This window comes from Streptomyces sp. NPDC003635 (assembly GCF_053587635.1).
On the sequence record NZ_JBSFOK010000004.1, the window covers coordinates 234,358 to 261,227 of the forward strand.

At 71.8% G+C, this 26,870-nt stretch carries 25 protein-coding genes; 19 read left to right on the forward strand and 6 right to left on the reverse strand.

Annotated elements, in window-relative coordinates; all coding sequences use genetic code 11:
- Positions 1-804: 804 nt before the first annotated feature.
- Positions 805-1,647, forward strand: a complete 843-nt coding sequence (locus tag ACWDRW_RS06355) for a S1 family peptidase (RefSeq protein ID WP_451720884.1) — start codon at positions 805-807, stop codon at positions 1,645-1,647.
- 3 nt (positions 1,648-1,650) lie between these two features.
- On the opposite strand, the gene ACWDRW_RS06360 is transcribed toward ACWDRW_RS06355, so the two are convergent.
- Positions 1,651-3,237 (reverse strand): N-acyl-D-amino-acid deacylase family protein, encoded by a 1,587-nt coding sequence (locus ACWDRW_RS06360; protein WP_451720886.1) that lies wholly within the window; start codon positions 3,235-3,237, stop codon positions 1,651-1,653.
- A gap of 10 nt (positions 3,238-3,247) precedes the next feature.
- The gene (locus ACWDRW_RS06365) at positions 3,248-4,513 is read right to left on the reverse strand and encodes an amino acid deaminase (RefSeq protein ID WP_451720888.1); all 1,266 of its coding nucleotides are present in this window, start codon (positions 4,511-4,513) and stop codon (positions 3,248-3,250) included.
- Between the two features lie 113 nt (positions 4,514-4,626).
- Between ACWDRW_RS06365 and ACWDRW_RS06370 the strand changes: the two genes are divergently transcribed.
- From ACWDRW_RS06370 to ACWDRW_RS06390, 5 genes are all read left to right on the forward strand, one after another.
- A complete protein-coding gene (locus ACWDRW_RS06370) occupies positions 4,627-5,670 on the forward strand; it encodes a sugar kinase (protein ID WP_451720890.1) in 1,044 nt (347 codons plus the stop codon).
- Entirely contained in the window at positions 5,667-6,428 is a 762-nt protein-coding gene (locus ACWDRW_RS06375; protein ID WP_451720892.1) for an IclR family transcriptional regulator, read from the forward strand. Before ACWDRW_RS06370 ends, ACWDRW_RS06375 begins: the two co-directional genes overlap by 4 nt.
- Positions 6,425-6,835 carry a RidA family protein gene (locus tag ACWDRW_RS06380; protein ID WP_451720894.1) on the forward strand — a complete coding sequence of 137 codons (411 nt, stop codon included), beginning with the start codon at positions 6,425-6,427 and terminating at the stop codon, positions 6,833-6,835. The genes ACWDRW_RS06375 and ACWDRW_RS06380 overlap by 4 nt, the downstream gene beginning before the upstream one ends.
- 116 nt (positions 6,836-6,951) lie before the next feature.
- Positions 6,952-8,391 carry a GntP family permease gene (locus tag ACWDRW_RS06385; RefSeq protein WP_451720896.1) on the forward strand — a complete coding sequence of 480 codons (1,440 nt, stop codon included), beginning with the start codon at positions 6,952-6,954 and terminating at the stop codon, positions 8,389-8,391.
- Between the two features lie 71 nt (positions 8,392-8,462).
- Positions 8,463-8,996 (forward strand): hypothetical protein, encoded by a 534-nt coding sequence (locus tag ACWDRW_RS06390; RefSeq protein WP_451720898.1) that lies wholly within the window; start codon positions 8,463-8,465, stop codon positions 8,994-8,996.
- Here ACWDRW_RS06390 and ACWDRW_RS06395 read toward each other — a convergent pair.
- Complete coding sequence (locus tag ACWDRW_RS06395) at positions 8,993-10,339, reverse strand: M14 family metallopeptidase (protein WP_451720900.1); 1,347 nt, start codon at positions 10,337-10,339, stop codon at positions 8,993-8,995. The genes ACWDRW_RS06390 and ACWDRW_RS06395 overlap by 4 nt on opposite strands.
- Positions 10,340-10,699: 360 nt before the next feature.
- Here ACWDRW_RS06395 and ACWDRW_RS06400 point away from each other — a divergent pair, with 360 nt between their 5' ends.
- The 4 genes from ACWDRW_RS06400 to ACWDRW_RS06415 all read left to right on the forward strand — a co-directional run bounded on the left by ACWDRW_RS06400 (position 10,700) and on the right by ACWDRW_RS06415 (position 15,821).
- Positions 10,700-13,015: an ATP-binding protein gene (locus ACWDRW_RS06400; RefSeq protein WP_451720902.1), complete on the forward strand. Its 2,316-nt coding sequence runs from the start codon at positions 10,700-10,702 to the stop codon at positions 13,013-13,015.
- A gap of 41 nt (positions 13,016-13,056) precedes the next feature.
- Positions 13,057-13,953, forward strand: a complete 897-nt coding sequence (locus ACWDRW_RS06405) for an anti-sigma factor RsbA family regulatory protein (RefSeq protein WP_451720904.1) — start codon at positions 13,057-13,059, stop codon at positions 13,951-13,953.
- A gap of 76 nt (positions 13,954-14,029) precedes the next feature.
- On the forward strand, positions 14,030-14,443 hold the full coding sequence (locus ACWDRW_RS06410; protein ID WP_451720906.1) for an ATP-binding protein: 414 nt from the start codon (positions 14,030-14,032) through the stop codon (positions 14,441-14,443).
- 58 nt (positions 14,444-14,501) lie between these two features.
- Positions 14,502-15,821 (forward strand): Nramp family divalent metal transporter, encoded by a 1,320-nt coding sequence (locus ACWDRW_RS06415; RefSeq protein WP_451720908.1) that lies wholly within the window; start codon positions 14,502-14,504, stop codon positions 15,819-15,821.
- Here the strand turns inward: ACWDRW_RS06415 and ACWDRW_RS06420 are convergent.
- The 3 genes from ACWDRW_RS06420 to ACWDRW_RS06430 all read right to left on the reverse strand — a co-directional run bounded on the left by ACWDRW_RS06420 (position 15,818) and on the right by ACWDRW_RS06430 (position 19,429).
- On the reverse strand, positions 15,818-17,065 hold the full coding sequence (locus ACWDRW_RS06420) for a hypothetical protein (RefSeq protein ID WP_451720910.1): 1,248 nt from the start codon (positions 17,063-17,065) through the stop codon (positions 15,818-15,820). The genes ACWDRW_RS06415 and ACWDRW_RS06420 overlap by 4 nt on opposite strands.
- 44 nt (positions 17,066-17,109) lie before the next feature.
- Positions 17,110-17,643 carry a SigE family RNA polymerase sigma factor gene (locus tag ACWDRW_RS06425; RefSeq protein ID WP_451720911.1) on the reverse strand — a complete coding sequence of 178 codons (534 nt, stop codon included), beginning with the start codon at positions 17,641-17,643 and terminating at the stop codon, positions 17,110-17,112.
- An 88-nt stretch (positions 17,644-17,731) separates the two neighbouring features.
- Complete coding sequence (locus tag ACWDRW_RS06430; protein ID WP_451720913.1) at positions 17,732-19,429, reverse strand: chitinase; 1,698 nt, start codon at positions 19,427-19,429, stop codon at positions 17,732-17,734.
- 220 nt (positions 19,430-19,649) lie between these two features.
- Here ACWDRW_RS06430 and ACWDRW_RS06435 point away from each other — a divergent pair, with 220 nt between their 5' ends.
- The 9 genes from ACWDRW_RS06435 to ACWDRW_RS06475 all read left to right on the forward strand — a co-directional run.
- A complete protein-coding gene (locus tag ACWDRW_RS06435; RefSeq protein ID WP_451720915.1) occupies positions 19,650-20,513 on the forward strand; it encodes a hypothetical protein in 864 nt (287 codons plus the stop codon).
- A 60-nt stretch (positions 20,514-20,573) separates the two neighbouring features.
- The gene (gene cpaB / locus ACWDRW_RS06440) at positions 20,574-21,281 is read left to right on the forward strand and encodes a Flp pilus assembly protein CpaB (RefSeq protein ID WP_451720917.1); all 708 of its coding nucleotides are present in this window, start codon (positions 20,574-20,576) and stop codon (positions 21,279-21,281) included.
- A 9-nt stretch (positions 21,282-21,290) separates the two neighbouring features.
- Positions 21,291-22,523, forward strand: a complete 1,233-nt coding sequence (locus tag ACWDRW_RS06445) for an AAA family ATPase (protein ID WP_451720919.1) — start codon at positions 21,291-21,293, stop codon at positions 22,521-22,523.
- Positions 22,520-22,897: a TadE/TadG family type IV pilus assembly protein gene (locus tag ACWDRW_RS06450; RefSeq protein WP_451720921.1), complete on the forward strand. Its 378-nt coding sequence runs from the start codon at positions 22,520-22,522 to the stop codon at positions 22,895-22,897. The genes ACWDRW_RS06445 and ACWDRW_RS06450 overlap by 4 nt, the downstream gene beginning before the upstream one ends.
- Position 22,898: 1 nt before the next feature.
- Positions 22,899-23,306: a TadE/TadG family type IV pilus assembly protein gene (locus tag ACWDRW_RS06455; RefSeq protein WP_451720923.1), complete on the forward strand. Its 408-nt coding sequence runs from the start codon at positions 22,899-22,901 to the stop codon at positions 23,304-23,306.
- Positions 23,303-24,640: a CpaF family protein gene (locus ACWDRW_RS06460; RefSeq protein ID WP_451720925.1), complete on the forward strand. Its 1,338-nt coding sequence runs from the start codon at positions 23,303-23,305 to the stop codon at positions 24,638-24,640. Before ACWDRW_RS06455 ends, ACWDRW_RS06460 begins: the two co-directional genes overlap by 4 nt.
- Before the next feature lie 13 nt (positions 24,641-24,653).
- Positions 24,654-25,601 carry a type II secretion system F family protein gene (locus ACWDRW_RS06465; RefSeq protein ID WP_451720927.1) on the forward strand — a complete coding sequence of 316 codons (948 nt, stop codon included), beginning with the start codon at positions 24,654-24,656 and terminating at the stop codon, positions 25,599-25,601.
- 15 nt (positions 25,602-25,616) lie between these two features.
- Positions 25,617-26,504 carry a DUF5936 domain-containing protein gene (locus tag ACWDRW_RS06470; protein WP_451720929.1) on the forward strand — a complete coding sequence of 296 codons (888 nt, stop codon included), beginning with the start codon at positions 25,617-25,619 and terminating at the stop codon, positions 26,502-26,504.
- Positions 26,505-26,605: 101 nt separating this feature from the next.
- On the forward strand, positions 26,606-26,870 hold a 265-nt coding region (locus ACWDRW_RS06475), incomplete at its 3' end, for a hypothetical protein (protein ID WP_451720931.1).

A 26,870-nucleotide genomic window follows, 5' to 3' on the forward strand; every position in this document is an offset into this window, starting at 1 on the left:
ATCGCACCGGCCGAGGGGGACGGGCCGACGGCGACCGGCCGAGGGTGGCCGACGGGGACGGGCCGACGGCATCCCGCCGGTAGCGCGGGCCGAGGGGCACGGGCCGACGGCGACCGGCTGATAGCACCGGCCGGCAGGGGCGGGCCGACGGCGACCGCCGACAGCACCGGCCGAGGGGGACGGGCCGACGGCGACCGGCCGATACCACCAGCCGACAGGGACCGGCTGACAGGGCGGGCCGGCAGGGACCGGCCGGCAGGGGTGGGCCGACGGCGACCGCCGATAGCGCTGGCCGAGGGGGACGGGCCGACGGTGAGCGGCCGAGGGTGGCCGACGGGGACGAGCCGACGGCGACCGGGACGGGCCAACAGGGGCGGGCCGACGGCGTCCCGCCGATCGCACCGGCCGACGGCAACCGGCCGACAGCACCCAGCCGATAGCGGTTGGCCGGGCGGGACACGCCCTCAGCGACCGGGCCGTACGACGACGGCGAGACCTTCGTCGCCGTAGCGGCCCGATCGCACCGGCCAACAGGGGCGGGCCAACAGGGGCGGGCCGACGGCGTCCCGTCGATCGCACCGGCCGACGGCAACCGGCCGACAGCACCCAGCCGATAGCGGTTGGCCGAGCGGGCCCCGCCCGCAGCGCCCCGTCGCGCCCCGCCCGACGTCGGCCGGAGCGGACTCCGGGCGTGGCCGGAAAGCACCGCTTGTTCTCGTTATCCCCTCGCACAACAATGCGCATGACAAATCAGCGGGTGGCCGGAGGATCTCCGGTCACCTTTGTTGCAAGAGGGGACCCCACATGCGCAAGCCTCTCGTCGCCGCGCTCTTCGCCCTGGTCATCGCCGGGGCCGGTGCGGCACCCGCGGTCGCCGCTCCCGCGGAGGGCGACACCGCGGCACCCACGGTCCAGGCCGTCAACTTCGCCGGGACCGTGTCGCTCAGCAACTGCTCGGGCTCCGTCGTCCGGATGCCCGACTCCGAGGACAACGACCCCGCGCTGGTGCTCACCAACGGGCACTGTCTGGAGACCGGCTTCCCGGCCGCCGGCGAGGTCGTCGTCGACCGGGCCTCCACCCGTTCCTTCGGGCTGCTCAACTCCGCCGGCACCCGCGTCGGCACCCTGCGCGCCAGCAAGATCGCCTACGCCACGATGACCGACACCGACGCCGCGATCTACCAGCTCACCCGCACCTACGGGCAGATCAGGGCGTCGTACGGCATCAACGCGCTCACCCTCGACGACACCCACCCCGTCGCCGGCACCGCCATCAGCGTCGTCTCCGGCTACTGGAAGCGGATCTACAACTGCTCCATCGACGGCTTCGTCCACCGGCTGAAAGAGGGCGGCTGGACCTGGAAGGACTCCGTCCGCTACACCTCCGCCTGCCAGACGATCGGCGGCACCTCCGGCTCGCCCGTCCTCGACCAGGCCACCGGCAAGGTCGTCGCCGTGAACAACACCGGCAACGAGGACGGCCAGAGCTGCACGGTCAACAACCCCTGCGAGGTCGACGCGAGCGGCAACGTCACCGTCCGCCAGGGCATCAACTACGCCCAGCAGACCTACCAGATCCCCGCCTGCTTCGGGATCGACAACAAGCTCGACCTCGGCGCCGCCGGGTGCGTCCTGCCCAAGCCGTAGCCGTCACCGGGTGGGCGTTCTGCGGATCGCCCGCCCCGCCAGCACGTCCGTCCGGCGGCCGTCCTCGATCACGAACCGGCCGTCGATCAGCACGTACGGGATGCCCGTGGGCAGCTGCCGCGGGTTCTCGTACGTCGAACCCGCCGCCACCGTCCGCGGGTCGAAGAGGACCAGGTCCGCCCGGTAACCCTCGCGGACCAGGCCCCGGTCCGGCAGCCGCAGCCGCGCCGCCGGGCGGGACGTCAGATGCGCCACGCACTCCTCCAGCGACAGCACCCCCGACTCCCGCACGTAGTGGCCGAGGTACCGGGGGAACGTGCCGTACGCCCGCGGGTGCGGCTTGGTGCCCTGGAGGATGCCGTCCGAGCCGCCGGTGTGGACCGGGTGGCGCATGATCGCCCGGACGTTCTCCTCGTGGCCGACGTGCTGGAGGATCGTCGTGCCGAGGCGGTCCGCCAGCAACAGGCGCCGGGCGGTCGCCCAGTCGGTGAGGCGCCGACCGACGTAAGGGGTGAGCGAGGCGTCGCTCACCCCCGAGATCTCGATCGTCTCCCACTCCACCGGCACCCCGTGGCAGCCGTCCGAGCCGACCGCCTCCAGGTGGTGGCGGATCCGCTCGGCGGTCCCGTCGTCCGCCAGCCGGGCCAGCACCGCCTCCGGGCCGCCCTCGCTCGCCCAGCTCGGCAGCAGCGCGGCGAGCGTCGTGCAGCCCGGGGTGTAGGGGTAGGTGTCCAGGCTGATGTCGGCTCCCGCGGCCAGCGCCTTGTCCAGCAGGTCCAGGAGTTCCGGCGCCCGCCCCTTGTTCACACCGAAGTTCATCGTGGCGTGGGCGAGGTGGAGCGCGCAGCCCGCCTCCCGGGTCAGTGCCACCATCTCCTCGTACGCCTCCAGCGCGCCGGCGCCGTAGGAGCGGTGGTGCGGGCAGTAGTAGCCGTCGTACGAGGCCACCACCCGGCACAGTTCGGTCAGTTCGGCGTCCTTGGCGTACATGCCCGGCGTGTAGGTGAGGCCCGAGGACATGCCGACCGCGCCCTGCTCCAGGCCCTCCGCGACCAACCGCCGCATGCGGTCCAGCTCTTGGGGCGTCGCCTCGCGGTCCTCCCAGCCGACGACGAGCGCGCGGACGGTGCCCTGGGGGATCAAGTAGGCGGCGTTGACCGCGATTCCGCGGTCCAGGCGGTCCAGGTACTCGCCCACCGACCGCCAGTCGAAGTCGATGTCGTCGCCGTGACCGTTCCAGCCGGTGATCGCGCGGCGCACCTCGGCGAGCGTGCGGTCGTCGACCGGGGCGTAGGAGAGGCCGTCCTGGCCGATCACCTCCAGGGTCACGCCCTGCGCGGCCTTGGCGCCGTGGTCGGGGTCCCGCAGCAGGGCCAGGTCGCTGTGGGCGTGCATGTCGATGAAGCCGGGCGAGAGGACGAGTCCTTCGGCGTCCAACTCCCGCATGGCAGAGGGTCGTTGGCAGCCGGCCGCCGCTGCCTCACGCACGATGGAGACGATCCGGCCGTCGTCGACGACCACGTCGGCGCGGTAGGAGTCGGCGCCGGAGCCGTCCACCACCTCGGCGTCCCGGATGACCAGGTCCTGCACAGCGGGCCTCCTAGAAGAACGTACGGATGTAGTCGACGACCGTGCCGTCCGCCTCGGCGAGCGGGATCAGCTGCCACTTGTCGAAGGACGTGCACGGGTGGGAGAGCCCGAGGCCGACCCAGTCGCCGACCTCCAGGTCCGCCTCCGGCGCGGTGCGCAGCCAGGCGTGCTGGTCGGACAGGGCGGTCACCTCGATCCCGGTGGCCGGGCGCTCGGCGCCGCCGCGGCGGACGACCTGGGCGAAGGGGAGGTCGAGGTCGTAGGCGGCGTCCCGCTTGCCCGCGTTGAGGAAGGCCTGCTCGGCCGAGGGCCGGGAGACGACCTGCGTCCACAGCCGGAACGCGGGCTCCAGGGCGCCCTCCTCCGGTACCCGGTTGAACGGGGTCAGCTTGCGGTAGTGACCGTCGTCGTGCGAGACGTACGCGCCCGAGCGCAGCAGCTTCAGGACCGGGAGGGAGAGCCCGGGGATCTCCGCGAACACGTCGGCCACCGCGTCGAACCAGGCGCTGCCGCCCGCGCTGACGACGATCTCGTCCGTGCCGGTGAAGCGGCCCGCCTTGTCGAAGTCGGCGGCCAGGGCGACCAGCCGGCGCAGCCAGGCGCGCACCTTCTCCGGGGTGGCCCGCGGGACCTCGCCCTCGTACCCGGCGACGCCGACGAGCCGGAGGGTGCGGGTGGCGGCCACGGCGTCCGCGACGGCCGCGCACTCGGCCTCCGTGCGCACGCCGGTCCGGGCGCCCTCACCGGCGGCGAGCTCCACGACGACGTCCACGGGCCGGGCGGTGCCCTCCAGTGCCGCGTCCATCAGCTCCACGCCGCGCACGGAGTCGACGTAACAGACGAACCGGAAGGACGGGTCGGCGGCCAGTTCGGCGGCGACCCGGCGCAGGGCCGCCGCGTCCACCAGTTCGTTGGCGAGGAACACCCGCTCGATCCCGAACTCCCGTGCCACCCACACCTGATGCGGCACCGCGAGGGTGATGCCCCAGGCGCCGTGCTCGATCTGGCGCCGGAAGAGCTGCGGGGCCATGGAGGTCTTGCCGTGCGGGGCGAACGCGAGGCCGTGCCGTTCGGCGTACGTCTCCATGAGGCGGAGGTTGTGGTCGAGGCGCTCGGCGGAGAGGGCGAGGACGGGGGTGGCGAAGCCGTCGGTGAACAGGTTCCGCCGCTCGGTGGTCAGCTCGCCGACGGTACGGCCCATGGCGTCGGGCGGGAGGCCCTTGAAGCGGTGGTCGACGCGTTCCTCGGCCAGTCGGGCGAGCGCTTCAGCGGCCATGGGGCCTCCCTGATCAGGAGCGTTGCATTAACTGCAACGTTCATTGCGTATGTCGCTTACTGCTGTCTAACATCTCGGCCAACACGAGCACAAGAACGGGAGCCACCACGATCGTGACCGGCACAGGACCCTGCGACACCCCCGGCGTGGCCGACGTCGTCACGCTCGGCGAGTCCATGGTCGCGTTCCTGCCCACCCGGGCGGGCCGCCTCGCCGACGTGCCGTCCTTCGACCGGTCCATCGGGGGCGCGGAGTCCAACGTGGCCTGTGCCCTGGCGGCGGCCGGACACACCGTGCGCTGGGTCAGCCGCGTCGGCGCGGACGGCTTCGGCGACCACCTCGTCGAGGCGATCGGCGCGTACGGCGTCGACGTGTCCGCGGTGCGCCGGGACCCGGTGCGGCCGACGGGCGTGTACTTCCGTACGGCGGGCGACCGGGGCACGGACGCGCACGAGGTGGCCTATTACCGGGCCGGTTCGGCGGCGTCGGCGATGTCGGTGGCGGAGGTGGACCTGGACGCGGTGCGCGCGGGGCGGATCCTCCACCTGTCCGGTATCACCGCGGCGCTGTCGGAGGACTGCCGGAACCTGCTGCGCGAACTGACGGCTCCCGGGGAGAACCGCCCCCTGATCTCCTTCGACGTGAACCACCGCCCGGGCCTGTGGCGGGGGGCCGCCGACCCGCGCGTGCTGCTGGACCTGGCGCGGGGCGCCGACATCGTGTTCGTGGGGGAGGACGAGGCGGAGGAGGCCTGGGGTGTGACGGGCGGCCCCGCGGCGATCCGGGAACTGCTGCCCGAGCCGGAGGCGCTGGTGGTGAAGCAGGGGGCACGAGGAGCCGTGGAGTACCGCCATGACCTCACCGTCCAACCCGCCCTTGACGTCACCTCCGTGGCGACCACCGGCGCCGGAGACGCCTTCGCCGCCGGATACCTCTCCGCCACCCTCCGGGACCTCACCGCCCGCGACCGGCTCCGGCACGGGCACCTCTGGGCCGCCGCCGCCCTCACCGCCGCCGGCGACCTCGCCGCGCCCCCGGCCCGCGACACCGCCGACCGCCTCGCCGCTCTCAGCGCCGACGCGTGGGGGAGACTTCGACTCGGCCCCGGCTGGACACAGGCCGAACAGCGGGCCGAGGAGGAGGTACGCACCCCATGAGCCAGACCGTCGACCGCGCGCTCAGCATCCTGCCGCTGCTCGCCGAGGGCCCCGCAGACCTTGGTCAGGTCGCCGACCGCCTGGGGGTGCACAAGTCCACCGCCCTCCGCCTGCTGCGCACCCTGCACGAACACGGCATGGTCTACCGCCAGTCCGACCAGCGCTACCGCCTCGGCGCCCGCCTCATCGCCCTCGCCCAGGAAGCGATGGAGAACCTCGACATCCGCGAGATCGCCCACCCCCACCTCGTACGCCTCAACGAGACCTGCGGCCACACCGTCCACCTCGCCGTCTACGAGGAGGACGAGGTGCTGTACATCGACAAGGTCGAGAGCCGCTACCCGGTGCGGATGTACTCCCGGATCGGGAAGCCGGTGGCCATCACCGTGGCCGCCGTCGCCAAGCTGCTCCTGGCAGACCTCGGCGAGATCGAGCGGCGGGCCCTCGCCGACAAGCTCGACTACCCCATGTACACGGCCCGTTCGACACCCAACGCCCCCGCCTTCCTCAAGGAACTGGAGCGCGTGCGCGAACAGGGCTGGGCCACCGACCTCGGCGGCCACGAGGAGTCCATCAACTGCGTCGCCGCGCCGATCCGCGGCGCGGACGGCCGGGTCGTCGCCGCGATGTCGGTCTCCGCGCCCAACGTCGTCGTCACCGCCGACGAACTCCTCACCCTGCTCCCGCTGGTGCGCCGCACGGCCGACGAGATCAGCGGCGAGTACTCAGGCAAGACCCCAGCAAAGGACCCCGTATGACGGACAAGACCGCCCTCACCCCCAAGACCCACACCACGCCGCCCGCCAAGTTCTCGCACGGCGTGAAGAAGGGCAACATCCTCCAGGTCGCGGGCCAGGTCGGCTTCCTGCCCGCCGAGGAGGGCAAGCCGCCCACGCCGGCCGGCCCCACCCTGCGCGAGCAGACCCTCCAGACCCTCGACAACGTCAAGGCGATCCTTCAGGAGGGCGGTGCCTCCTGGGACGACGTGATGATGCTCCGCGTCTACCTCACGGACGTGGACCACTTCGCCGAGATGAACGACATCTACAACGCCTACTTCGAGGCGCAGCACCTCACCGCCCCGCCCGCCGCGCGCACGACGGTCTACGTCGGCCTGCCCGCGGGGCTGCTCATCGAGATCGACGCGCTCGCCGTCCTCGGCTGAGCCGCCCTCCCGCACTCCCGCACGTCCCGCACGGCACGGCACCCGTTCCCACGGTGCCGTGCCGCGATCCCCCCTGCCCGAAAGCTCCATGCCCCCCTGAGCAAGAGGCCCCACCCATGCCAGAGACCCCACCCCACACCGGCGGACTGCTCCTCCTCATCGACGGCACCGCCGGGCTGCTGACCGTCGCCGCCATCGGTATCGCCCTGCTGCTCTTCCTGATCATCAAGGTCCGGCTGCAGCCGTTCGTGGCGCTGCTCGCCGTCTCCATAGCCGTCGGTCTGCTTGCCGGCCTCTCGGTCACCGAACTCTTCGGCACCGTCCAGCGCTCCGACGCCGTCTCCACCATCGAGTCCGGCATGGGCGGCATCCTCGGCCATGTCGCGATCATCATCGGCCTCGGCACCATGCTCGGCGCGATCCTCGAAGTCAGCGGGGGCGCCGAGGTGCTGGCGTCCCGGCTGCTGAACCTCTTCGGCGAGAAGCGCGCCCCGCTCGCCATGGGGGTCACCGGTGTCGTCTTCGGCGTCCCGGTCTTCTTCGACGTCGGCATCTTCGTCCTCGCCCCGATCGTCTACGCCGCCGCCAAGCGGTCCGGCAAGTCGATCCTGCTGTACTGCCTGCCCCTGCTCGCGGGCCTGTCCATGACCCACGCCTTCCTGCCCCCGCACCCCGGCCCGGTGGCCGCGGCGGGCCTGCTCCACGTGGACCTCGGCTGGGTCATCCTCATGGGCGTGGTCTGCGGCATCCCCGCCGTGCTGGCCGCCTGGGTGTTCTCGGCGTGGATCGGCCGCCGTATCTTCGTCGCCGTGCCGCAGGACATGGTCGAGGCGGCCGAGGAGGCCAAGCGGGCCGTCGCCCGGGAGCGGACCGAACCGAGCGAACAGCCGGTCGCCCTCGGCACGGTGCTCGCCATCATCGGTACGCCGCTGGTCCTGATCCTCGCCGCCACCTTCTCCTCGATCGCGCTGGACCCCTCCACCCCGCGCTCCGTCATCGAGTTCTTCGGTCACCCCTTCGTGGCCCTGACGATCGCGCTGCTCCTCGCCTACTACCTTCTCGGCATCCGCCGCGGCTGGTCCCGCAAGTCCCTGGAGACCGTGTCCACTTCCTCCCTCAAGCCGGTCGGCAACATCCTGCTGGTCGTCGGCGCGGGCGGGGTCTTCGGAGCCGTGCTGAAGGCGAGCGGGGTGGCGCAGGCGCTGTCGGACACCTTCAACGACGTCGGCCTGCCGGTGATCGTGCTGTCGTACCTGATCTCCGTGGTGCTGCGGGTGGCCCAGGGCTCGGCGACGGTCGCCATCGTCACCACGGCCGGCATCGTGGCCCCGCTCCTCGCCGAGGGCGACCACTCGCAGGCCTTCGTGGCCCTCGTCATCATGGCGATCTCGGCCGGCTCCATCTTCGCCTCGCACGTCAACGACGGCGGCTTCTGGATGGTGGCCAAGTACTTCGGCATCAGCGAGCGGGACACCCTGAAGACCTGGACCGTGCTGGAGACGGTCCTGTCGGTGGCCGGGTTCGCGGTGGCCGCGGCACTGAGCCTCGTCGTCTGACGCGGCGGATTCGTATAACGATGCAGGGGCTGGCTGTGTGCGGCACAGGATCGTCGACCATACTGCCCGCTGTGGAGCAGCGCATAGGATCGAGCAGCCAGCCCCTGGAGGGCGCCGGATTCGACCCGGCCTTCGTCCCCGGGATCACTACGCCCGTGTCCAAGGAGACGGAGGCGCGGGAGCCGGTCGAGGCCGAGGACCAGTCCCCCTCCGAAGCGGCCGAAGCGGCCGAAGCGGCCCCGGAGGCCACGGCCGAGGAGGCCGAGGAGACCGTCACCGCGGAGGAGGAGGACGGCCAGGAGGCGGCCGACGGGCCGGTCTTCGAGGCGTCCGACCGCCGGGCGAGGATCGTCGCCGATCGCCGCGGTGTCCGGCTCTCCCTGGACGACCAGGAGTGCGAGTTCCGCTGGGACGAGATCGGCGCGGTGGAGACGGAGACCGCCCGCTTCGGCAAGCGGTTCACCGTCACCGTGCACACTCCTGACCGCCGTTGGTACCCGATCGAGATCGAGGCGGCGGCCAGGAGCCGCTTCAGCGAGTGGGAGTCACAGCTCGACGCCGTGCTGGACGCCTACTTCGAGGAGTCCGAGGAAGAGCCCGCCTAGCAGTACTGGGCTTCCTTCCCGATCGAGCGGTACATGCAGTCCGCGTTCTCCAGCAGTTGCAGGACGGCGTCCCGGTTCCGGGACGTCTCCCGCTCGATCACCTCGTCGGGCGGGTAGAACCCGCCGCCCCCGGACCTCGGGTACATCTCGAAGGTGTAGCCGAAGATCTTGTGGGCGCCCCAGAGGTAGTCGTCGATCGACCCGTCGGTGATGTACAGATCGCTGGCCTGCTCCGGCGTGTAGCCGTTGCTCGCGGCCATCTTCCCGCCGACCGTGGCGAAGGCGTTCCGGTCGTCCGCCGTCATGCCGGTCGTGGTGTCCGAGTAGGTGTACCCGAAGGGCCACAGCACCAGTTCGCTGTAGGTGTGGAAGTCGATCCCGGCCTTGATCTGCTGCACTCCGCCGATGACCCGGCTGCGCACGAAGTTCGCGACCACCCGCACCTCGGGCGCGGACTCGGGCGCCGTACCCCGGTAGGTGTCCGAGGACGTGGAGCCCGACGAGCCGCCGCAGCAGCCCCAGCGGTAGTTCCAGTTGCGGTTGAGGTCGGTACCGACGTACGAGGAACCGGAGTTGGGCTGCCGGTTCTTGCGCCACGAGCGGTACGAGCCGGTGGCGATGTCGTACTCGCCGCCGTCGGGGTTGATGTCCGGGACGATCCAGATCTCGCGGCTGTTCACCATGCTGGTGACCCGGGAGTCCGTGCCGTAGTCGGAGGTCAGCTCGCGCAGCAGGTACAGCGCCATCTCGACGGTGAGGTGCTCACGCGCGTGCTGGTGGTGGGTGAACAGCACCTCGGGCTCGGACTCGTCCGTGGCCACGTTGTCGCTGATCTTGATGGCGGTGATGGCCCGGCCCTGGTACGAGGTGCCGATCGTGCGGGTGCTGGCGATGCCGGGGTTCGCCGAGACGATCGAGTTGATCGCGCTCGTCATCTCCGCGTAGTTGTGGTAGCGCGAGTCGGCCGAGGGGAAGTCGAGCAGCCGGATGTCGTCCTCGCCGTTCGACCGGTCCGGCACGGCGCCGAGCCGGGTGACCTCGTAGCCCATCTCGCGCAGTTTGCCGATCTGGTCGGCGCGGCCGGAGACCACCAGGCCGTGCGCGTCGACCGCGTCCACGGTGACGCCGGCCCGCTGGATCGCGGTGCGGTCCTTGGCCGTGGAGTGGGTGTGGATCTCGTACTGACGGATGTCGTCGGCCGAGGGTGCCGCCTTGGTGGCGCTGTCGGCGTTCGCCGTGACGTTCGCGGAGAGGGGTGCCGCGAGGGCCAGGGCGAGGAGGGTGGCGAGCGCGGCGGTGCGTCTGCCGCCGCGGGCGCCCGAGCCTCGGATGCGAAGTCGCATGAATTCTCCTTGTGTCTCCAGGAATTCCGGGATCTCCGGAAGTGGGGAGTGGAGCAGGGGGGTGGTTCAGCGACGAGCTGTGCGGGTGACACAGGCGCTCATCGTCCGCGCGTGGCATGGGCAGGTCAAGGTTGAATACGGTCGTGGTGGCGCGAACGATTCGAAACGGAGGGTCGCGCAGTGTACGCGCGCTCGTGTCATGTGACACGGGCCTGGGCCAAGTTGCACTCGGGGGTGTGAGCCCGGTGTGCGAGTCCGGACCGGGATCGGGACACTGGGTGGTCCGCGGAGTCCGATCCTCTGGGACGCTCCGGCCGGCTCATCGGACCCCGACCCTCCATAGGACTGGACTGGCCGATCATGGGCGGATCAGCGCCACGGCGGGACGACCACGGGTCCGCCGGGTCGACCAGCTTCGTCGACCGGCGGGCGGAACTCATTCTGGGGCAACGGCTGTTGGCCGGATCACGACTGGTCACGCTGACCGGTCCGGGGGGCGTCGGCAAGAGCCGGCTCGCCGCGCGGCTCGCCGACCGGGTCCACCGCTCCTTCCCCGACGGTGTCCGCTTCGTCCGCCTGTCCGGGCTCGACGATCCGGCCCTGGTGCCGCACGCCGCCGCAGGCGCCCTCGGCCTGCACGACCACACCGACCGGCACCCGCTGGACGCGCTGGCCGAACACGTGGGGGAGCGGCGGCTGCTCCTCGTCCTCGACAACTGCGAGCACCTGCTGACGGCTTGCGCGGAGCTGACGGCGGCCCTGCTGCACGGCACCCCGCACGCCCGGGTGCTGGTGACCAGCCGCCACCGCCTGGGCCTGACCGCGGAACACCTGCTGGAGCTACGGCCCCTGCCCGTCCCCGACCCGGACGGCGACCTGTCCGGCGCGGACCGTCATCCGGCGCTCACCCTGTTCGCCGACCGGGCCGCGGCCGTGGTGCCCGGGTTCCGGCTGACCCCCGCCAACCGGGCCGCGGTGGCCCGCGTCTGCCGCCGCCTCGACGGACTTCCGCTGGCCATCGAGCTCGCGGCGGGACGCCTCGGGGAGCTGGGCCTCGACCGCCTCGCGGACGTCCGGCTCCAGTCGCTGCGCGCGACGATCGACTGGAGCCATGAACTCTGCTCCGGCCAGGAGCGGTTGACCTGGGCCCGGGCCTCGGTCCTGGCGGGGGGCTTCGACCTGGAGACCGCGGAGGCGGTGTGCGCGGACGGCGAACTCCTGCGCCGCGAGGAGGTCGTGGAGGCCATCACGGGCCTGGTCGACAAGTCGGTGCTGACCAGGGAGACCGCGGCGGGGGCGGTCCGCTACCGCCTCCTGGACACCCTGCGCCACTACGGCCTCGACCGCCTGCTCGCCCGCCCGGGCGAGGAGCGCGCCACCCGCCGACGCCAGCTGGAGTGGACGCAGCACCGGGCGACCACCTGCGAACGCGCCTGGTTCGGCCCCGGCCAGCGCCGGATCGTCGCCCACCTCCGAGCCGACCAGGACAACCTCCGAGCCGCCCTGGAGTTCGGGCTGGCGTCGCCCGGCCACCGGCTCGCCGCCCTCCGTCTCGCGGGCACCCTCTGGTTCTACTGGCATGCCTGCGGCGCTCCCCGGGAAGGCCGGCACTGGCTGGAGCGCGCCCTCGCCGCCAACCCCGACCCGACGCGTGAGCGGGCCCGGGCGCTGTGGATCGCGGGGCTGCTCGCCGCGGTCACCCGGGAACTGGCGCACGGGCGCCGGCTCGCCGAGGAGGCCCGCGCGCTCGCCCGTCGCCTCGACGACCCCGCCGAGGCCGCGCACGCCGACTACGTGGTCGGGGTCATCACCCTCTTCCTCGACGACCTGCCCACCGCCCTCGCCCACTTCGAGGCCGCCGCCGTCCGGGGGCCCGTCCCGGGACAGCACCTCAGCCTGGTCGGGCTCGACCGGGTCGAACTGGCCTGCGCGCTGGGCTTCCTCGGCGAGGCGGACCGCGCGGTCGCCGTGTGCGAGGAGGCCCGGCGGCTCTGCGTGCGGCACGGGGAGGAGTGGGTGCAGTCGTACGTGCTGCGGATGCTCGCCCTCGCGCACACCGTGCGGCGGGACTGGCCGGCCGCCGTGGGCCACGCCCGGCAGGCCCTGCGGCTCAAGCTCGCCGTGCACGACGTCACCGGCATCGCCCTCACCCTCGACCTGCTGGCCCGGATCGCCACGGAGACCGGCGCCCACGACCACGCGGCCGTCGTACTCGGCGGTGCCGACCGCGTCTGGTCGGACATCGACCGCGACCGCTGGGGCTCGGCCGCCCTGAAGAAGCCCCGCGAGGACTGCGAGCGCCGAGCCCGCAAGGCGCTCGGCGAGCAGACGTACGAGAAGGCGTACCGGCACGGCGCCGCACTGGGTCTGACCCGGCTGGCGGAGCACGCCCTCGGCGAAGACCACCCCGCCCCGGCAACGGCACCCCACACCCCGGCACCCCACACCCGGACTCCCAGCGCCCCGGCCCGCCGCACGCACGGCGCCGCCCCCCGGCTCACCCCCCGCGAGTCCCAGGTCGCCGATCTCGTCGCCCAGGGACTCGCCAACCACCAGATCGCCGACCGCCTGGTCATCGCCCGCCGCACCGCCGAGGGCCATGTGGAGCGCATCCTCGGCAAGCTCGGCCTGCGCAACCGCAGTCAGCTCGCCGCCTGGGTGACGGCCCGGCGCTGACCCACCCGCCACCACAGCGACACACACAGACAGGGGACCGCGTGATCAGCCGCAGCCAGCCCGCAGCGTTCGACCACCGCATGACCGTCCTCGGCGCCGACGACGAGTTCGTGGCCGCCGCCCTCCCCTTTCTCACCGAGGCCCTGGACAGCCCCGGCGAACCCAGGCCCGTCGCCATCGCCGCCCCCGCGAAGCTGGCCCTGCTGCGGGACGCCCTGGGGCCGGACAGCGCGGTGCTCGTCCCGCACACCGAGTGGTACACGGGGTCCGCCGCCAACGCCGTGGCGCAGGCTGCCGGTTACCTCGCCGCGCACGGCGGCCCCGGCGGCCGTATCCACCTCCTCATGGAACCCGTCTGGAGCGGCCGCGCCGGACGCTCCCCGCGCGAGAGCGCCGAGTGGATCCGCTACGAGGCCCTCGCCAACCTCCTGTTCGCCCCGCTCGCCACCACCGCCCTGTGCGTGTACGACACCCGCACGGCAGGGTCCGCGCTCATCGCCGAGGCCCGCCGCGCCCACCCCGGCACCGGCGTGTACGAGGATCCCGTCCGGCTCGCCGCCGAGCTGGACGCCGTACCGCTGGCACCGCCCCCCGCCGACGCGGCCGTCCTGGACCGGCCGGACGCGGACGCGGTACGCGCCTGGGCGGGCGGCCGGGGGCTCGGCGCTGCGGACGCGGAACTGTTCGCGCTGGCCGTCGGCGAGACGGCGGGGGCGCTGGGCCAGGTCACCGTGGTACGGATGTGGGGCGAGGGGCGCGGCTGCGTCTGCGAACTCCGCGGCGCCCGCCAGGTCGCCGATCCGCTCGCCGGGTTCGTCCCGCCCGCCACCGGTGAGCTGGAGCCGGGGCAGGGGCTCTGGTACGCCCGCCAGGTGTGCGCCTACGTCGACGTCCGGGACGACGACCGGGGGACGGCCGTACGCCTGCAGTACGGGTAGTGCGCCCCGGACGCAGGTAGGTAAGCAGGTATATCTACCCGTGTGCCGCGCCGGGGGCCGGACCACCATGGACATCATGCTGCAACTCCGGAACGGCCCTTTCCGTCAACCGCCCGTCGGGGCCGGTCATCTGACCGTGGAGTACGACCCCCGCCCCTCCGCGGTCCGCGAGGCCCGCGTGGCGGTGCGCAGGCAGCTGGAGGAGTGGGGGCTCGCGGGCCAGGAGGACGTGCTGGACACCGCCGAGCTGCTGGTGAGCGAGCTGGCCACCAACGCGCTGCTGCACTCGGCGAGCCGGTTCCGGGTCACCCTCTCCGCCGCGCACGGCGTACTGCGCTGCGAGGTGGAGGACGCGGGCCGGCGCACGCCGCAGGTGCTGGACGCGGGCAGCTCGGAGAGCGGGCGGGGGATGTTCCTGGTGGACGCGCTGGCCCGCCGATGGGGGTGCCATCAGGACGGGGAGCGCAAGACGGTCTGGTTCGAACTCTGATTCACGCCCCCTGTCGGCCCTCTTGTCCCTCAGGCCCCGCTGCGGTTTCTTGATCTGTATGGCGGACAGCTCGGGAAACCCTCAGGCAACACTGGCCGACGGAATCGACTCCTCCCCCCGCAAGTCCAGTTGGAAGCACATCGGCCCCGGCATCGTCGTCGCCGCGACCGGCGTCGGCGCGGGGGACCTGGTGGCCACACTGATCGCCGGAAGCAGCTTCGGGTACACGCTGCTGTGGGCCGCGGTCATCGGCTGCCTGGTGAAGATCTCCCTGGCCGAGGCGGCGGGCCGCTGGCATCTGTCCACCGGCCGCACCCTCTTCGACGGTTGGGCGAGCCTCGGCCGCTGGACGACGTGGTTCTTCGTCGGCTACGTCGTGATCTGGGGCTTCGTCTACGGCGCCGCGGCGATGTCGTCCAGCGCGCTGCCCCTGCAGGCGCTGTTCCCCGATGTGATGGACCTGGAGTGGTGGGGCGTCGCCTGCGGCCTGGTCGGCCTGGTCTTCGTCTGGTTCAACAAGTACGCCGTCTTCGAGAAGGTCATGACGGTCCTGGTGGGTGTCATGTTCCTCGTGACCGTCTACCTGGCGATCCGGGTCACGCCGAACCTCGGTGAGGCCTTCGCGGGCCTGCTGCCGGTCCTGCCCGACGAGAAGGACTCCGTCCTCAACACCCTCGGCCTGATCGGTGGCGTCGGCGGCACCATCACGCTGGCCGCGTACGGCTACTGGGTCAATGCCAAGGGCTGGACGAACACCGGCTGGATGAAGGTCATGCGGCTGGACAACCGGGTCGCCTACGCCACCACCGGCATCTTCGTCGTGTCGATGCTCTTCGTCGGCGCGGAGCTGCTGCACTCGGCGAACGTCGCCCTCGCCGGCGGCGACAAGGGCCTGCTCCAGCTCAGCGACATCCTGGCGGACGAGTACGGCACCGCGACGGCGAAGTTCTTCCTGATCGGGTTCTTCGCCACCTCCTTCACCTCGCTGATCGGCGTCTGGCACGGCGTGAGCCTGATGTTCGCCGACTTCGTCGAGCGCTACCGGCGGCGGGACGGGGTGAGGGGCGAGGAGGTCGCCTCCGGCGAGCGGGAGCGCTCCTGGCCCTTCCGCGCCTACCTGCTCTGGCTGACCTTCCCGCCCATCGCCCTGCTCTTCCAGGGCCAGCCCTTCCGCCTGATCATCATCTACGGCGTCCTGGGCGCGGCCTTCCTGCCCTTCCTGGCCGGCACGCTGATGTGGCTGCTCAACTCCTCGCGCACGCCCGCCCAGTGGCGCAACGGGCCGCTGAGCAACGTCATGCTGGCGATCGCGGGGCTGCTGTTCCTGATCCTGTGCGTGAAGCAGATCTGGGACCAGCCGTGGTCGGAGTTCTTCTAGCGGAACCGGTCCCACTGCGGGCTCAGGGCGATCTCCCGGAGCTGCCCCAGGGTCAGCGCCGGCTCCTCGCGGCTCGGCGCGTCGTGCTGGCTCCCCGCGTTGAAGGCGCTGACGACGACCCGGAAACCGTCGGTGCGCAGGGTGTCGGCGGTCCACATCGCGGCGCCCGCGACGCCCTTGTCGCCCCCGGTCTTCCGGGCGGCGACCAGCGTGCCGTCGGGAAGCGTCTCGGCGCCCGTCAGGACGTCGCCGGCGATGTCCCCCATACCGTGCTGGACGTCGATCTGGACGTAGCTCCTGCCCTTGCCGTCGTCCAGCACGAGGTAGGTGTAGTCGGTGCCCTTCTCGACGACCTCCAGGTTCTCGGGGAGCAGCGACACCAGGGTGTCCAGGACCGGCCCGGTGCCCGGCTCCGTGCCCGGCTCGGCGGGCGTGCTCGCCGTGGGCTTCCCGGTGTCCTCGGGCAGGAACTCGACGTACTTGCGCCACACCTGGGCCGCCACCAGGTTCTTCAACTGGTCGGTGGACAGCGGCGGTTCACTCCGGCTGATCGCCGCGTCCTTCTCGGCGGCCGCGTTCCACTCGCTGACGGAGACGTGCTGTCCGCTCGGGGTGATCAGGTCGGCCGACCACCACTTGGTGTCGACGCGCCGGTCGGGGTACTCGTATCCCTGGAACAGCTTCAGGAGCGAGCCGTCGGCCATTCTGGTGGAGACGCAGCTGTCGTGCGGGACCAGCGCCTGGTCCGGGCACGCCACCGCCTCGCGGGCCTGGTCGCTGCCGGGCTCGACCCGGTTCAGGCTGACGCCGATGGCCCCGGGACCCTCGCCGTCGTCGTAGACGAGGCGCACGTAGGGCGGAAGTTTCGAGTCCTCGGTGCCCCGGGCCTGCTGCTCGCTGATCTTCCCTTCGGGCAGCAGTCCTTCGAGCGTGGTGATGAGTTCGCGGCTCGTCAGGGGTGCGGGGGACGACGTTCCGGACGGCTGCCCGGCCACATCGGACCCGGCCGCCGGCGGGGCGGACCCACCGCTCCAGGGCACCAGCAGCGCCGTGCCCGCACCGACCAGCGCGATCCCGGCCGCCCCGCCCAGCACCGCGGCCCGCCGCCTCAGCCGGAGCCTCCGTCCACGGGACCGGCCCCCGGCGACGAGCGCGGTCCGGTCGGCGTCGAAGCCGTCGACCGCGTCCCGCAGCGCGTGCCCGAGCCGCCCTTCGAAACGTTCCTCGTCGTGTTCAACAGGCATGGCAGACCACCGTCTCTCCGCAGTTCAGGGATGTTGTCGAGGCGTCAGGGCCGCGCGTACTCGCCGAGGTCCTCGCCCAGCAGCTCGCGCAGCCGCCCGAGCGCCCGGGTGCACCGCGTCCGCACGGCCGCCGAACTGGCGTTCAGGACGTCCGCGGTCTCCTGGACGGACCGGTCCTCCCAGTACCGCAGCACGATCACCGCCCGGTCCTTTGCGGGCAGCAGCGCGAGCGCCTCCAGCAGGGTCAGCCGCAGCGGGAGGTCGGGGTGCCCGCCGTCCGCCGGCCGGTCCGGGAGTACGTCCGTGGCCCGCTCGGTGCTGCTGCGCCGCCGCTGGTGGGCGAGGAAGGTCCGGGACAGGACGGTCTGCGCGTACCCGGCGGGATTCCCCACCCGCGACACCCGCCCCCAGCGGGCGTACAGCCGCCCGAACGTCTCCTGTACCAGGTCCTCGGCGAGATGCGTGTCCCCGGCCGTGAGCAGACACGCGGACCGGTACAGATGCCCGGCCCGCGCGGTGGCGAACGCCGCGTACTCCTCGGACGTGTCGCGTGACGCGCCCGCGCGGCCCTGTCTCATCCAATCCCCCTGCCCGAACCCACTCGCATCGTCCTCACTTCATTGATGCGGTGGGCCCGGGCAAATGTTTCACGGTGGTCGGCGCCGACTACGGAAGCGCGTGCACGTGCGGACCGACCGCGTTGGACCACGCGTTGCCCGCCGTCGCGTCCCAGTTGGTCGACCAGGTCATCGCGCCCCGCAGGTCGGGATAGGTCCTGGACGGCTTGAACGTCCCGCAGTTGGTGCCCTTGGCCAGACAGTCCAGGGCGTTGTTCACCACGGTCGGGGAGACGTAGCCGCTGCCCGCGCCCCGGGTCGAGGCCGGCAGGCCGAGGCCCACCTGGGACGGGGCGAGGCCGCCCTCCAGCTGGATGCAGGCGAGCGCGGTGAGGAAGTCCACCGAGCCCTGGCTGTAGACCTTGCCGTCGCAGCCCAGCATCGAACCGCTGTTGTAGTACTGCATGTTGACGACCGTGAGGATGTCCTTCACGTTCAGCGCGGTCTGGAAGTAGGAGTTCGACGTCGACTGCATGTCGATGGTCTGCGGCGCCATCGTCAGGATCATCGACGGGCCGGCCTTCCCCGACAGCGACCTGAGCGCCTGCGTCATGTAGGTCGCGTTGAGCCCGTTCTCCAGGTCGATGTCGACGCCGTCGAATCCGTACTCCTGCATCAGCGCGTACACCGAGTTGGCGAAGTTCGTCGCGGAGGCGGAGTCGTTCACCGACACCGTGCCCCGCTCGCCGCCCACCGAGATGATGACCTTCTTCCCGGCCGCCTGCTTCGCCCTGATGTCCGCCTTGAACTGGTCGACGGTGTAGCCGCCGAGCCCGGCCGAGTCCAGGTTGAAGGTCACCGCGCCCGGAGTCCCCGTGGCGTCGGCGAAGGCCACCGCGATGATGTCGTACTGCGCCTGCACGTCCGAGATCCGCTGGACGGCCGCGCCGTTGTTGAAGTTCTGCCAGTACCCGGTCACCGCGTGCTTCGGCAGCGCGGGGCCCGTCGGCGTCTGCGTCGTGGTCCCGGTCACCGCCGCCGACTTCGGCGACTCACCGGCCGAGTTGGTCGCCGTGACCTGGAAGGAGTACGACGTGGAGGCGGCGAGCCCGGTGACGGTCGCCGACGTTCCGGTCACCGCCGTCACCTTGGTGCCGTCGCGGTAGACGTTGTAGCCGGTCGCGCCGGAGACCGTGTTCCAGGCCAGGGAGATCGAGGACGAGCCGCGCCCGGACACCGTGAGGCCGTTCGGCGCGCTCGGGATCGTCGGGGTGGGGTCGCCGCCCCCGCCGCCGTCCGGGCCGAACACCGAGAGGTCGTCGGCGTAGTAGGCGGCCTGTCCGTACCAGCCGTGCGTGTACACCGTCACCGAGCGGGTCGCGGCGCCGGTGGTGAAGGTCGTGGTCAGCTGCTTCCAGCTGCCGGAGTCGGGCGTCCACGTCGACACGTCCGTGGTGCCGGTGCCGGTGACACCCAGGTAGGTGTACCCGCCCCGCACCCACGCGCCGAGCGTGTACGTCGAGTTCGGCTGGACCGCGACCGCCTGGGTGCAGCGGGCGTTGTCCTGCCCGGCCGGGGTCGCCTTCAGGGCGGCCGAGCCGCCGTGCACCGGCGAGGGGACGGTCGTACCGCTGTTCGCGGAACAGGTCCAGTTGGTCAGGCCGGACTCGAAGCCGGCGTTCTTGGCGTTGTTGACATCGGCGGCGGACGCCTGGCCGGTGCCCGCGAGGGAGAGGGCGAGGGCCAGGGTGACGGCTCCCGTCCACAGACGTGTCGATCGCGCTCCAGGGCGTCTTCGTATGGACATGCCAAAACGTTGGTCCAGACCAATGCCCCTGTCAAGAGGGGGCGCCGAGATGCTCAACCTGCCCCGGTTTGGCGCAACTTGTGCAACGGCAGTTCCTTACTGGCTACAGAAACGCTGTTCTCCGGTCATGGAGCCGTGGATACAGTGCTCAGGTAGTCACGCAGTGAAGTCGACTGTGTGTCCTCGGTGTACCGGAGTGACGCCGGTCGGGCCGGCGGGCATGGGGAGTGGGGAGCCGCGCGTGCCAACTGCCATCGCCGTGACCAGTGCCGACCTGGCGCTGCCACCGCACGACGAACGCACCGTCCCCGCCGTCGTGCTCCAGGACCTGGACCGCCAGCCCCTCGAGCGGTCCTTGAGCGCCCTTCAAGCGATCGTCGAGAGCTACGGCCACCTCATCGTCGTCTGCTCCCAGGCGCTCGACCCCGCCGTGGAACGCCGTCTGTACACCCTCCGCTCCCTCATGGAGAGTGACCGGATCGCCCTGTTCCGCCCCGAACTGCCGCCGCTCGGACTCGCCGTCCTGGCCCGCCAGTTGCGTCAGCTCGCCTCCTGCGACCTCAGCCCGGGCGTCCTCGCCTCGGCGGGCCGGCTGCTCACTCACTACATCCACGCCGGCGCGCTCCTCGGCTCCGTCGCCAAGCTCGACCGCGTCCCCGTCGGCCTCAGGTCCCACGCCAAGTCCTGGATGCCCGGCGCCCAGTTCGGCGTCCTCGCCCACCCCGAACCGCAGCTCGTGCGGATCGGCCCCGAAGCCGCCCTGACCGGACCGGAGTTCGGCACCCGGATGCTGGTCGCCAGAGGCCAGCTCCAGTCCGACTGGGTCACCGACAGCCTCGCCAAGTCCTGGAACGTCCAGGGGCTGCGCGAGGTCCCGCTGCCCGCCGAGTCGGCCCGGTGGTGGGGGACGGGCCGGCTGATCGAGTTCTGCGCCCACCTGTCCGACCTGTCGGTGCTGTACCAGCTCGTCACCTCGGTACGCCGGACCGCCTGCCACTGGTGCGGCATCGACGTCATCGGCGACCGCTGTGTGTTCTGCTCGGCGACCCCGCCCGTACCCCTCCCCGAGACCCGCGCCGGCTGACCGCCCGCATGCTCCTTCAGGCCGGTCCCGACCGATTCCCCCAATGAGGTTGCACGGTTCATGAACTCCCGTCAGCGCCGCGGCGTGATACTCCTGATCCTGTCGGTCGTCTGCGCCCTCGGCGCCTTCGCCGGCGTGCTGTCCGTCATCGACGACGCCGAGTCCAAGGTCGGTCCGGAGGTGACGGCGTACCGGCTGAAGTCGGACGTCGAGCCCTACACGCCCCTCGGCGCGGACCAGTTCGAGAAGATCTCGATGCCCGAGCGATGGCTCTCGGACAACGCAGTCACCGACCTCCGCGAGGTCGAGGGCAAGATCGCGGTCACCGCCCTGAAGGAAGGCTCGCTGCTCCAGAGCGACATGATCGTGGCCAAGCCCGCCCTGGAGGCGGGACAGCAGGAGGTCGCCATCATGATCGACGCGGCGACCGGGGTGGCGGGCAAGATCACACCGGGCAGCAAGGTCAACGTCTACGCCACCTTCGAGGGGCAACGGGACGGCGATCCCGACCAGTCCAAGATCATCGTGACGAACGCCAGGGTTCTCGACGTGGGCGATGTGACCGCGCTGAAACCCGACGCGAGCGACCGCGACCGGCAGCCCACCGACGGCGTCCCGATCACCTTCGCACTGTCCACCCTCGACGCCCAGCGCCTCACCTACGCCGAGTCGTTCGCCCAGCGGGTCCGGCTCGCGCTGGTGGCGCCCGGCAGCAACGCCACGGTCCCCGAGTCGGACCGGACGTACGAACTCGCGAAGGACAAGTGAGAGGCCCGCATGCCCACGAGGATCCTCCCGGCGGTCGGCGACGCGGACGCGGTCCGGTCCATCACGACCCTGCTCAGCCAGCTCCCGGACGCCGAACCGGTCGCCCCGGTGATCGACTCCACCCAGCTCGTCGACACCCTCGCCCGACTGGCCGCCGAGTCCGTCGACGAACTCCCCGAGGTGGTGGTCGTCCACGAACGCATCGGCCCGGTCCCCGCCCTGGAACTGATCCGCGAGGTCGCTCTCCGGTTCCCCGCGGTCGGGGTCATCCTCGTCACCTCCGACGCCTCGCCCGGCCTCTTCCAGGCCGCCATGGACTACGGCGCGCGGGGTCTGGTGGCGCTGCCCCTGTCGTACGAGGAACTCGCCAGCCGGGTCCAGGCGGTCGCCTCCTGGTCGGCGGGGGTACGACGGCATCTGGGCGGAGCGCTGGAGGTGTTCACCGGCGTCGGCGGCACGGTCGTCACGGTGAGCGGCGCCAAGGGAGGCGTGGGAGCCACGGTCGCCGCCATCCAGCTCGCCCTCGCCGCCCAGGCCTCGGGCCGCACGGCCGCCCTGCTCGACATGGACCTCCAGACCGGAGACATCGCCTCCTACCTGGACGTCCAGTTCCGCCGGTCCGTGGTCGACCTCGCCGCCATCACCGACATCTCCCCGCGCGTCCTCGCCGACGCGGTCTTCCGGCACGACACCGGGCTCGCCCTGCTGCTCGCCCCCGGCGACGGCGAACGCGGCGAGGAGGTCACCGACCGCGCCGCCCGCCAGATCATCAGCGCCCTGCGCTCCCGCTACGAGGTCGTGGTCGTCGACTGCGGCGCCCAGCTCAGCGGCGCCGGAGCGGCGGCCGTGGAGATGGCCGACACGGCGCTGCTGGTCACCACCCCCGACGTGGTCGCCGTCCGGGGCGCCAAGCGGGCCGTCCGCATGTGGGACCGGCTGCAGATCAGGAAGGCGGAGGAGACGCTGGTCGTCGTCAACCGCCACACCCGGGGCACGGAGATCCAGCCGTCCCTGGTCCGGAAGATCACCGGCACCCCGGTCGCGGCGACCGCGGTCCCGGCGGCCTTCAAGGAGCTCCAGGGCGTGGTGGACGCGGGCCGCCTGCACGAACTGGACGTCAAGAGCACCGTCAAGCAGGCCCTGTGGACCCTGGCGGGCGAACTCGGCCTGGTCAAGGCCGCGGAGGTGGACCGCAGGGGCGGGCGGGGGTCGTTCCGCAGGCGCAAGGACGGTGGCGGATGAGCCGTTGCGCGCGTTCCGACAGGGGCCAGGTGACCATCGAGTTCCTGGGGATGACCCCGCTGATCATCCTCACGCTGGTGCTGCTCTGGCAGTGCGTGCTCGTCGGGTACACGTTCTCCCTCGCCGGGAACGCCGCCGACATGGCCGCCCGAGCGGGAACCGCGGCCGAGGACCGGCAGGGCGCCTGCCAGGCGGCGGGCCTGGCACACCTGCCGGACGCCTGGCAGGGCAGCGCCGACGTGACCTGCGGGGAGAGCGGCGGCCTGGTCACGGCCGACGTCCACCTGAAGGTGCCGGTCCTCTTCCCCGGCGCGATCGGCTTCCCCTTCGACGTCGACGGACACGCGGGGGCGGTCGTGGAGGAGGGGGACTGAGATGGCGTACGAGCGCATCGAGCGGCGCATCGAGCGGCGCGACCCGCGGCGGGGCGCCCGTGACCGGGGTCAAGTCGCCCTGGAATACCTCGGCTTCATCCCGATCCTGATCCTGGTCGCCATGGCCGCCGTACAGATCGGGCTCATCGCCTACACCGGCCAGCAGGCGGGCACCGCCGCCCGCACCGGAGCGCGCAGCGCCTCCCTCGACGGGCCCTTCGCGGCGGACTGCCAGGCCGCCGTGAGCGGCTGGCTGGCCGACGGCACCGGCTGCACCAGCGCCACGCTCGGCGACGAGGTCCAGGTCACCGCGACCGTCGACATCCCGTCCGTGGTCCCGGGCTGGGACTTCGGGGACGCCACCAAGTCCGCCACCATGCCGATCGACGGGGAAGGACCGGCCGGATGAGCCTGCGGTCACGCATCAACCTGCCCGAGGAGAACGGCAGCCGGGGCGAGGACGGCCACCTGGTCGCCTCCTACCGCGCCAAGCTCCTGGAGGAGATCGACCTCGCGGAGATGAGCTCGCTGGCGCCGGCCGAGCGCCGGGCCCGCCTCGAGCGCGTCCTCGGTCACATCATCAGCCGCGAGGGCCCGGTGCTGTCGACGGTCGAACGCTCGCAGCTGATCCGCCGGGTGGTCGACGAGGCGCTGGGCCTCGGCATCCTGGAGCCGCTGTTGGAGGACGCGTCGATCACCGAGATCATGGTGAACGGGCCCGACACGATCTTCGTCGAACGCGGCGGCCGCGTGGAGCAGTTGCCGCTCCGCTTCCCCTCCCACGACCAGCTGATGCAGACCATCGAGCGGATCGTCTCCACGGTGAACCGCCGCGTGGACGAGTCGAACCCGATGGTCGACGCCCGCCTGCCCTCCGGCGAGCGCGTGAACGTCATCATCCCGCCCCTGTCCCTGACCGGCGCGACGCTGACCATCCGCCGCTTCCCCCGCTCCTTCACACTGCACGAGATGATCGGCCTCGGCTCGCTCGACGAGCACATGGTGTACCTGCTGGCGGGTCTGGTGCAGGCGAAGTTCAACATCATCGTCTCCGGTGCCACCGGCACCGGGAAGACGACCCTGCTGAACGCGCTCTCGGGGCTGATCCCCGAGACGGAGCGGATCATCACCATCGAGGACTCGGCCGAACTCCAGCTCCAGCAGGGCCATGTGATCCGGCTGGAGTCCCGCCCACCGAACGTGGAGGGCCAGGGCCGGGTCACCATCCGCGACCTGGTCCGCAACTCGCTGCGGATGCGCCCCGACCGCATCGTCGTCGGTGAGGTCCGCGGCGGCGAGTCCCTGGACATGCTCCAGGCGATGTCCACCGGCCACGACGGCTCGCTCGCCACCGTCCACGCCAACAGCACCGAGGACGCACTGATGCGGCTGAAGACCCTCGCCTCCATGTCCGACGTCGAGGTCCCCTTCGAGGCGCTGCACGACCAGATCAACAGCGCGGTCGACGTCCTCATCCAGCTCACCCGGTTCCAGGACGGCGCCCGCCGGATCACCGAGATCGCGGTCCTGGACAGCCATGGATCGGAGCCGTACCGCCTGGCGACGGTGGCCCGTTTCCTCGCGCAGCCCATGACCCCGGACGGCCGGGTCCACGGCACCTTCGCCTACTTCCCCCTCCCACGACGGACGGCGGACCGCCTCTACATGGCGAGCCAGCCGATCCCCCAGGCCTTCGGCGTGGCCCAGTCCCCGCTGGAACTGGCCGTCCGAGAAGCCAGGTAGGACAGGACCTCGCATGGACTTCGAGACCCGCATCACGCTCACCACCGGAGTGGCCCTCCTGACCTGCGTCCTCGCGGTGGCCGGCCTGCACGCGTACGCCTCGGGCCGGGCCCAGCGCCAGGCTCTGGTCGACCGCCTGTCGTCCACCGGCCAGGTCACCGGGCCGGTCGGGCGACACCGCCGCTTCGGCAACCTGGACCGCCGCCTTCGCCGTACGAAACCGGGCCGGAGGCTGGAACTGCGGCTGGCGGCGACGGGCCTGGACGTGACCCCCGGGGAGTTCTTCGTCTACATGCTGGCGGCGGTGGCCGGCCTGTGGCTGGTCGGCCAGTCGACGCTGGCCCCCTTCTTCGGTCCGATAGCGGGCCTGCTGGGCGTCTGGGCGGCGGTCCAGTTCCTGAACTGGCAGCGCCAGAAACGCATCGAACGCTTCATCAACCAACTCCCGGAACTGGCCCGCATCCTGGCCAACGCGACCCACGCGGGTCTGGCGCTGCGCACGGCGATCGGCATGGCGGCCGAGGAGCTGGAGGCCCCGGCCGGCGAGGAACTGGCCAAGGTGGCAAACCAGTTGGCCATCGGCGCGTCGATGGATGACGCGCTGGGCGAGCTGGCGGACCGCCTCCCCTCACGCGAGCTGGTGGTCCTGGTGACGACCCTGGTGCTGTCGAACCGGGCGGGCGGGCAGGTGGTCAGCGCGCTGCGCAACCTGACGGAGACGCTGGAGGAGCGCAAGGAGACCCGCCGGGAGATCCGCACCCAGCTCTCCCAGGTCAGCATGACCTCGTACGCCGTCCCCGCCCTCGGTATCGGCTCCCTGTTCCTGATGAACGGAGTGAAGGACGGCGCCCTGGACCGGATGACGGGCTCACCGGCGGGCCAGGTGGCGGTCATCGTGGCGTTCGCGCTGTACGCGGTCGGTTTCGTGATGATCCGCCGCCTGTCGCGGATCGACGTGTAGGGGGAGGGCGGACGGATGACGTGGTTGCTCGCGTTGCTGATGGCGGTGAGCGTGTACGGCGTGTTCGCGGGCGTTCGCATGTACCGGGCGGAGGCGAAACTCCCGGGTGACCTGCGACTGGCCCTGGAAGTGGGGGCCACGCGCACCGGCGCGGTGGACTCCCTGATCGACCGCATGGGCATGCGCTACGCGCCCGCGGTGCTGCGCCTGATGGGCCCGAAGCAGGTGGCGAAGTACCGCCGCAAGATCGACCTCGCGGGCAATCCCGGCGGCCTGACGATCGACCGCTACGCGGCGCGGCGAGCGGTGTACGGCTTCCTGGGCGCGGTGGGCGGCCTGGTGTTCCTGCTGCGGGGCCAGTACCTGGTGACGCTGCTGCTGCTGGCCTTCGGCGCGTTCTGGACGGAGGTCGGCATCTGGTCGGCGATCCGGGTACGCAAGGACGTCATCGAACGGACGCTGCCGGACTTCCTGGACGTGCTGGCGGTCGTGGTGAGCGCGGGCCTCGGCTTCCGGCAGGCCCTGGACCGCGTGGCGTCCCGCTACGAGGGCCCGTGGGCGGACGAGCTGCGCATCACGCTCCGCCAGATGGACCTCGGAATGAGCCGCCGCCAGGCCTTCGCGGAACTGCGCCGCCGCAACGACTCGGAACAGGTGGCGATGTTCGTGACGGCCCTGCAGCAGGGCGAGGAACTGGGAGCCCCCATCGTGGACACCCTGGTCGCCCTGGCCAAGGACATGCGCAGAACGGACGCCCAGAACGCCCGCCGCAAGGCCGCGAGGGCGGTCCCCAAGGCCACGATGATGATCACCACCTTCATGGTCCCGGCCACGATGATCCTCCTCGGCGCGGGCCTGCTCCTGGGCTCCGGCACGGACTTCGGGTCCATCACGGGGGAGTAGGGGCATGGGGCTCGGAAGGCGGGTGAGGGGGTTGAGGGCGAGCATGGCCACGCCGTCGGACCTGAACGAACCACAGGGTCTGGAGGACCCGTTCGCCGCCGATGCCGGCGAGCCCCCACCGGGGCCACCCGCACGCGACGACGAAAGCCGCACGGCTGGTGCGGGCGGCCACCCACATCCGGCCGAAGGCCGGATGCCGCCGCACGCACCGGCCCCCGGACCTGCGCCCGCCCCCGGACCTGCGCCCGCCCCCGGACCTGTGCCCGCCCCCGGACCTGTGCCCGCCCCCGGACCTGCGCCCGCCCCCGGACCTGTGCCCGCCCCCGGACCTGTGCCCGCCCCCGGACCTGCGCCCGCCCCCGGACC